The 533-nt window shown below is 48.4% G+C and carries 1 protein-coding gene; it reads left to right on the forward strand.

All coding sequences use genetic code 11. The features are described from left to right. Positions 1 to 533: DEAD/DEAH box helicase (locus R8N47_RS28015; protein WP_318186459.1), on the forward strand; the 533-nt coding region annotated here is incomplete at both ends.

Genomic DNA, 533 nt, shown 5'->3' on the forward strand with positions numbered 1-533 from the left:
GACAACAGCAAGCAAGTAGCCGTACTCGTGCCAACAACCCTGCTTGCTCAGCAGCATTTTGAAAACTTCCGTGACCGCTTCGCGAACTTGCCAATCCGAGTCGAGGTGCTTTCTCGCTTTAAATCAGCCAAAGAGCAAAAAGTGATTTTGCAAGATGTTGCGGATGGCAAAGTTGATATCGTCGTCGGTACGCACAAATTGCTCTCCAGCGACATCAAATTCAAAGATTTGGGTTTGTTGATTGTCGACGAAGAGCATCGCTTCGGTGTTCGTCAAAAAGAGAAAGTCAAAGCGATGCGCGCCGATGTGGACATTCTTACCCTAACGGCAACGCCGATTCCTCGTACGCTGAACATGGCAATGAGTGGTATGCGTGATTTGTCGATCATCGCCACACCACCAGCACGTCGTTTAGCTATTAAGACATTTGTTCGCGAACGTGAAGAGTCCGTGGTGCGAGAAGCCGTACTGCGTGAAATCATGCGTGGTGGTCAGGTTTACTTCCTGCACAATCAGGTTGAAACCATTGAAAA

The sequence above is a fragment of the Vibrio sp. 2132-1 genome, assembly GCF_033344315.1.